Origin of the sequence: Photorhabdus sp. RM323S (assembly GCF_042879375.1) — a bacterium.
Lineage (GTDB): Bacteria > Pseudomonadota > Gammaproteobacteria > Enterobacterales > Enterobacteriaceae > Photorhabdus > Photorhabdus tasmaniensis.
Genome location: NZ_JBHFKZ010000031.1, coordinates 49,593 through 56,594 on the forward strand (window position 1 = coordinate 49,593; position 7,002 = coordinate 56,594).

Annotated in this window: 5 protein-coding genes and 2 pseudogenes; 5 read left to right on the forward strand and 2 right to left on the reverse strand. The window is 41.9% G+C overall.

Annotated features, from left to right (window positions below; translation table 11 throughout):
• Positions 1–9: 9 nt before the first annotated feature.
• Positions 10–777: a 2-succinyl-6-hydroxy-2,4-cyclohexadiene-1-carboxylate synthase gene (menH, locus tag ACGF7G_RS13815; RefSeq protein WP_387466206.1), complete on the reverse strand. Its 768-nt coding sequence runs from the start codon at positions 775–777 to the stop codon at positions 10–12.
• The gene (menD, locus tag ACGF7G_RS13820) at positions 774–2,447 is read right to left on the reverse strand and encodes a 2-succinyl-5-enolpyruvyl-6-hydroxy-3-cyclohexene-1-carboxylic-acid synthase (RefSeq protein WP_387466208.1); all 1,674 of its coding nucleotides are present in this window, start codon (positions 2,445–2,447) and stop codon (positions 774–776) included. Before menD ends, menH begins: the two co-directional genes overlap by 4 nt.
• A 1,214-nt stretch (positions 2,448–3,661) precedes the next feature.
• On the opposite strand from menD, the gene ACGF7G_RS13825 reads away from it, so the two are divergent.
• The 5 genes and pseudogenes from ACGF7G_RS13825 to ACGF7G_RS13845 form a co-directional block, all read left to right on the forward strand.
• A complete protein-coding gene (locus ACGF7G_RS13825; protein WP_387466210.1) occupies positions 3,662–4,888 on the forward strand; it encodes an alpha-xenorhabdolysin family binary toxin subunit A in 1,227 nt (408 codons plus the stop codon).
• A gap of 50 nt (positions 4,889–4,938) precedes the next feature.
• Positions 4,939–6,000, forward strand: coding sequence for an alpha-xenorhabdolysin family binary toxin subunit B (locus ACGF7G_RS13830; RefSeq protein WP_387466212.1), 1,062 nt, complete (start codon positions 4,939–4,941; stop codon positions 5,998–6,000).
• Between the two features lie 400 nt (positions 6,001–6,400).
• Positions 6,401–6,526, forward strand: a pseudogene (locus ACGF7G_RS13835) (DcrB-related protein); the annotation flags it as partial.
• A gap of 11 nt (positions 6,527–6,537) precedes the next feature.
• On the forward strand, positions 6,538–6,690 hold the full coding sequence (locus ACGF7G_RS13840) for a hypothetical protein (RefSeq protein ID WP_387466217.1): 153 nt from the start codon (positions 6,538–6,540) through the stop codon (positions 6,688–6,690).
• A gap of 181 nt (positions 6,691–6,871) precedes the next feature.
• A pseudogene (locus ACGF7G_RS13845) lies at positions 6,872–7,002 on the forward strand (RHS repeat-associated core domain-containing protein); the annotation flags it as partial.

A 7,002-nucleotide genomic window follows, 5' to 3' on the forward strand; every position in this document is an offset into this window, starting at 1 on the left:
CGTATTCCTTCAATCAAAGAGTGATAAAAAATGGTTTACTGCCGCAGCAAACGCCGCCGCGTTCGATCGGTGAGCATTATGCCCAACATGTGCAATGGTTTGCAGCGGTAAAGCGCAGTACTTTGCTATTTGCCGAAATTTTTCGTCTTTTTCGCCACACAGATAAGTAAAAGGCAACGTCAATTGTTGCAATTCAGGCACCAGCCAGGGTTGGTATCCAAGCGAGGTATTTTCCAGCATATCAGCCACACCACCGCCATGATTATGACTGCGCACGTTGATCAGTTGCCGGCGCTGTTCAGGTAATAGATCAGAAAAAACCGCCTGCTGATACCAATCGGACAAAACCTGTTCAATCGGCTGAGAACGAAAACGTCTGGCCCAGCGCCTATCATGTTCAAGACGGGCATCCCTTTCCTGTTGGGAAAACAAACCAGGGTTTCCTCCTTCAACCAGCAACCCACACAATCCCTGAATATCACCATAACAGACATGATTCATGGCAATACGGCCTCCTAACGAGTAGCCAATCAGCCAGTATTTATCAATTTGCTGTTCTGTTAACGTTTCAGACAGCAGACGACTCATATCGGTGAAATCTTTTACCCGAACATCCCTGGAATCACCATGACCAGGCAGATCGATTACCAATGAGGGATAATGAGCGCACAGATTCACTAATGGTAACCATTCATCGCCACTGCCCAATAATCCATGCAACCAAACCAGCCAGGGGCAGTCATTGTGACGGTTGAACTTGCGACCAGCCAGACTCACAACATAACCACCTGTTTTAAAAGCTGTTGCAAACACTCAGCCCCTTCTCTACCTGGCACTTTCAGTTCAATCAGCGTGGTTTCATTTTGTTGCCATGCCTGTTCAGTACATTGCCGCAATTCAGCCCAACTTTGTGGACTGGCGTAATTCAAACCAAACATCGCCGCCGCATGATCAAAATTAACGTACTGAGGCATACAGTAAAAACGTTGCCTTTCCTCTTCCGGCGTAGGCAGTAAAGAGAAAATTTGTCCGCCATTATTATTTACCACAATTAATACGGTTGGCGCGGAAGGATGACGCAACAATGCCAGGCCATTCAGATCATAAAGTGTAGATAAATCACCGATAATCGCCAAAGTTGGTTTTGCTGTTGCCCGTTGCACACCAGCCGCAGTGGAAATCAATCCATCAATACCGCTTGCACCCCGGTTACTGTAGACCGGATACCCTGCCGGTAATTGCCCAAGCGCATCGATCAAACGAACAATCAGGCTGTTACCCACAAATAACTGTCCATATTCAGGCAGTAATTCATGTAATTGATAAGCTACGGCAGCTTCACTGAACTTCCCTGCTAATTCTGTTCTGACACAGTTAACTGCTTTCTCTGACCAGATTATGAGCTCTTCTGCCCACGATGTACGCAATTGTGCCGGATGAGCCAGCAACCAGTCAGCAATATTACAGGTTAATTTTCTGCCTCGATGATTGGTGGGATCAAGCCGACCTGGAATGGGATCAATAATCCAAAACTCCTCCGGCTGGCATTTAGCCTGCCACTGTAACAGACGTTTTCCCATCAGACTGGAACCAAACTGAACCACCAGTTGCGCTTGCGCCAAAATTGTCTGTGCGTGAGGATTATCCAACCATAAATCGGCACAAGGCAATGGTTGCCCGGTTTGTGAAAGCGCATTGCCAATCAGCGGCCAGCCTAATGTTTTTGCCCATTCAGCAACATAAATCCCCTCTTCAGCACTTATTCGTCCAGCCAGTACAACCCCTTGTTTTTGTTGCCAATAGCGCCAATCCGTCACTTCTGCTACCGCACAAATTGCCGGCTGACTTAACCAGGGCTTATTACTTTTCCACCAGTTGCCTAACTGTTGCTGCCACTCATAATAAGAAGGCTGTTCATTACCATATAACGGTTCAGCAAATGGGCAATTAATATGCAAGGCCCCATGCTGCAAGTTCGCCATACCATTATCTATGACAGAAACCAGCCAGCTTGCAGCAATATCGTCTGTTGGTCTTGGCAAACAAATTGTCTGAGATGGATGAGAAGCAAAAATACCCTGCTGATGAATAGCTTGATTCGCACCACAATCTATCAATTCTGGTGGCCGATCGGCAGTCAGGAAAACCACACGTTCACCCGTTAAGCCGGCTTCGATTAATGAAGGATAGAGATTTACCACCGCAGTCCCGGAAGTGACGATAACCCCGACCGGCTCTTTACTTGCTTTAGATAATCCCAGTGCCAGATGACCTAACCCGCGTTCATCAAAATGGGTATGACAAATCAGTTTGTTATTCTCCGCCGCGGCCATTGTTAAAGGCGTGGAACGTGAACCTGGCGCAATGCAAACATGACGTAATCCGTGGCGGGTAAGTGCTTCCAATAAAAGTTCCGCCCAGCGGCGGTTAAATGCGCTGTTTGACATATTTTACTCAAAAAAACATTGATAAAAGCTCGCTGTCAGCCTAACGATACGGATAATCTTTTCTTTATCCTAGTTCAATGAATTGCCATTTAATCGAAAACTTGTTTTCACCGACTACTGTGCTTTATCTGACCACTTGCGGCCATAAGCTGTACAGCAGATAATGATTCACCCAGTGTTAAATCACTACCGTCTCCAGTCTTTGCCCCAAAAGACATGATAAAAAGTAGGATTATACGGAGCATTAATAATAATTAAAGCCCTGATTATTTGTGTAGTTATATGTGTTCAATTCCGTTAGCAGCGAAAGCTCTCTCCAATGCTGAAAACAGGATAAATCAGACAGTTAGCCCTTCTGATAACGAATATTAAATTCATTAATATAACAAATTTGAATTATGTGATTTTCAATAAAGCGGCGCTTTCACTTACTGCTAAAAATTTACTAAATAAAGACCGTTATTATAAGCCAGGAAATAAAACAAACCTGTATTCTCCGAATAAAATCCTTTCTCTAAAAAACATATCTTATTTGCAAAATAGTAAAATAGAATTATAACTCTCTCCCCCTTACTTGTTAACTCCGGCCATTATATGAACAATTAATACTTTAGTTAAAATATGGTTCTGAATCTTTATTCCATGAAACAAGATAAATAGGGTGCAATCTTACCCACTTTTTAAGTACGCCATAAACGGTAAATCAAAAAACAACCAGCTTATTCTTTATAAAAAGACCGTATTACCTGCCTTTTAAATCAAAAAGGAAGAGATTATATAATCATAACATAGCAACACAAATGTAATTATTTGTTTTAAAATGCATTTTCACATAAACAGTATTTAAATATTTTATATTTCTCATACTAACATCAAGAAAGAACACAAAAACTCATAACAAATTAACAAGCAAACTAAAGTATTATTTTCAAGCTTAACTATCAACCATAAAAAAATCAACAATATTTAATTCCATTAATTTCATATTTATATATTAAAAACACCCAAATTTAATCCTGATGAAAACACAGACAAATGTTTAATTAAAATTATATATTAAACTGTTTTTTCAACAAACAATCACGCTAATCAATGTATTTTTAATTAAGATTATTCAATAAAAAATACAACGTAAATTCAACCGCATGGGTATTATGACATCCGGTTGTGCCTTGATGTATTTAATAATTTTTTCAATAAAGCAATAACCACTAATGGAGAAATATATGTTATTAGCTCAACTTCCAGCGGAAAAAACACTGAATGAAACAGATATTCCCTCGGCTACCTTGCAATTACTGACAGGTAAACAAGCAGGTGTTGCCCGCCCCGGTGGAATATTTACCAAAGAAGACCTTATTAATATCAAATTGTATGTTAAGAAAGGTCTTTCACTGCCTTTTAATCTAGAGGAAGTGAAAAATTATCTAGGCTACCAAAGGGTCGATATTCCTGGATTGGAACCAGAAGATATTCATACTTTATTTGAAGAAATCCGCATTCACTCACTTAGCTGGAGCGGAGTGGAAAACGATATTATGCAACAGAGTATCGATCTGGAAATTGTCGGTAAACAAATTACCGAGACCGGAGGGAATATCATCAGCATCATTAATGAGATGCCAATTATTGAACGCATAAAGAAGAAACTGGGAGAATTATCGAATAACCAATTAGCCAGTATCACCTACACCAATGAAGATAAAGAGGTGTCGCACGCACTGGAAGAAATCCTGGATAACATGAAGAGCGATATTCAAAAACAGCAGCAGAAAACCGAAAAGGTTAGAACCGAAGTATCTGATTTCAAGCTAAAACTGATCGGCGGCAGACTCTCAAATGGCGGCATTGCATTTGGTTTACAGCCACAAGTAGAAAATAAGAAAAGGCTGATGAAATACAATAAGATGTCAGTTGGCATCAAAGATCTCGATGAAAGAATTATCGAGAAAAAAGAAGAAATCACACAACTTAAGAAAGACTACGACAAATTCGTGGGCTTGGCTTTCTCCGGCATCGCTGCAGGGCTTATTGGCCTTGCTATTACAGGTGGTATTTTTGGTGCTAAGGCAGAAGAAGTACGTAAACGGAAAAACGCATTGATCAAAGAAGTGCGCAGCCTGGAAGAAAGCATCAAAGGTAAACGTGCATTGCAAGAATCTATGGCCAGCTTGTCTATTGATTTTAGCGACATTGATACCCGTTTGCTGGACGCAGAAGTCGCACTGAACCACCTAGATTACATGTGGCAATCCATGCTAACTCAGATCAATGCCTCCAGGGATAAATTCACCGAAATTAACGACGCGCTGAAACTGACCTCTTTTATCACCAAATTCCAGCAAGTGATAAGCCCTTGGAAAGAGGTAGAAGGTTCCGCTAAACAATTGGTCAAGGTTTTCGATGAGGCGTTGAAAGAGTACAAACAGCGCTATAACTAATCACAACTCTCCACTGTATTACATAGGAAATAGAAAAAAGGAGCATTAAAATGACTGAAATTATTACTTTTCCACAAAACTCTGCTGCTTATCCAGAAATCAACATAAAAACCTTGAATCAAGCGGTGAAAAACATCTGGCGTCTGGTGCAACAGCAAACTTCAGGCATTGAAATAATCCAGGAAAAAACGCTGCGGGTCGGCATATACAGCCGTGATCTTGACGAAACGGTACGTATCTCTGTGCCTCACCTGCAAACTGTCCTGCGGCAGCTCCCTCCTCAAGAATACTTTCAGACCATCCTCGAAATTGATGCAGAGCTGGAAAATTCTGAGCTGGACGATGAAACCCGGAATACGCTGTTAGAAGCACGTTCAGAGCAGATCCACAGCCTGAATAAAGATGTCAAAAACGTTATTCTCAACTTACATAATGAAGCGAACCAACTAACCAGCAAAATTGCCGATGTGCGTAACGTTGTGATTTCAGAACGTCTGGGAGAAGTCCTGGAAGAAGAACAAGCACGAAAAGTGGAACTGCAAGCTGATATTGCCCAGAAAGAGCAGAAAAAAGCCAAACTGGCCGAAAACCGCGACAAAATCATCGCAAGCCAGGATGTCATTCGCCAATACAATCTGGCTGATATGTTTAAGGACTACATTCCCAATGCCAGCGAAGTGGACAAACTGGACATAAGCAACCCTAAAAAAGAGGCCATCAAACAGGCACTTAAGCAGGGAATTGAAATCGCCAAAAAGATTCTCGACAATATTTCTAAAGGGCTGAAATATATAGAATTAGCTGATGCCAGATCCAAACTGGATGAGAAAATCACTCGGTTGAATAAGGTGTCCGATAACCTGAAAAACCAGTTGAAAGAGACAGAAAAACGGATTACCGGTATCGGCGCTGCACAGCAAATCGAGACAGAGCGCACCACGCTACTGAGCCAGACAACGACACTGGAACAAGTATGGAGTATATTTGCCAATCAATTACAGGAGACAATAGACAGTAAAACCGGCCAGCAAGATCTGACCAAACTCATACATAATCAGCTGGACTTCCTTAATAATCTGGAGTCGCAATACAGCGCGCTCCTATTGAGCTAAACACCGCTTACTCCCTGAGCCTTCATCAGGCAGTACAAAGCATGAGTACAATGAACCAATGAAACTTGTGTGAAGTGCAGTTCAAGGGGAAGAGAGCGTTATCAACAACTGACAATCACCCGGTAAGGACAACCTTACCGGGCCAAAGTTGCAGTGAGGCTCACGTTAAAGTATCTGATAATATGACAGCAAATCTGATTAATGAAGCGTTGGAATTACAGCTAATATCAATCAGATTAAATCAATCTCTGATAAAGACGTGAAAATAATAGCTGGCCTTAATGGCTTAGGTTATCAGCCACATCTGTGCGCTTTTAAGCCAGCCATTCTTAAACAGAGTTGATTCTTCTCAATATCATAAAAAATACAGTGTTAAGATTATTTAAGGCAGACAGTCTATCAATATCAGGCCGTATTCCGGCTGGATGAGAAAAAAATGCTGATTTTCACCCTGTCATCCCCGCAGAAATTCACCGATGCTCAACGGCAGTGGCTGGATGACGGCCTGAAAAGTTTCCAGTTCTAGGGGGGGACGCTATGCCAGAAGCTGCACGACTCGGAACTTGGTTAGATTACCAAACATTCAGAGCTATCATTGATAACAAACTAGAACATCATCCCAATGCAACCCGCGATGAATTGTTAGAAGCTGTGGTTTATTACCTCGAAGAAGATGATTTCTTAGATTAATAGATCAACCGGGGCGCATATTACTTCACTGATCCGGACTGGTCATCGAAGGGCTTTAGCTTTAGGCAAAATCCACGCTACGCGGGCCCAATATTTTGACAAAGACAAATTTGTCGGAAACAAATTTTGAATAGCGCGCAGCGCTACCCTGAAAGGGCAAATATCAGGATGATACGAGTAAACCGGGCTGCATTTTAATACGTTCAGGTATTATGCCCCGGAGACGGGCCGGTTTATTACGCCCGATCCGATCGGGCTGAATGGGGGCCTGAACTTATACACTTATGCGCCAAACCCCCTGACATGGATCGA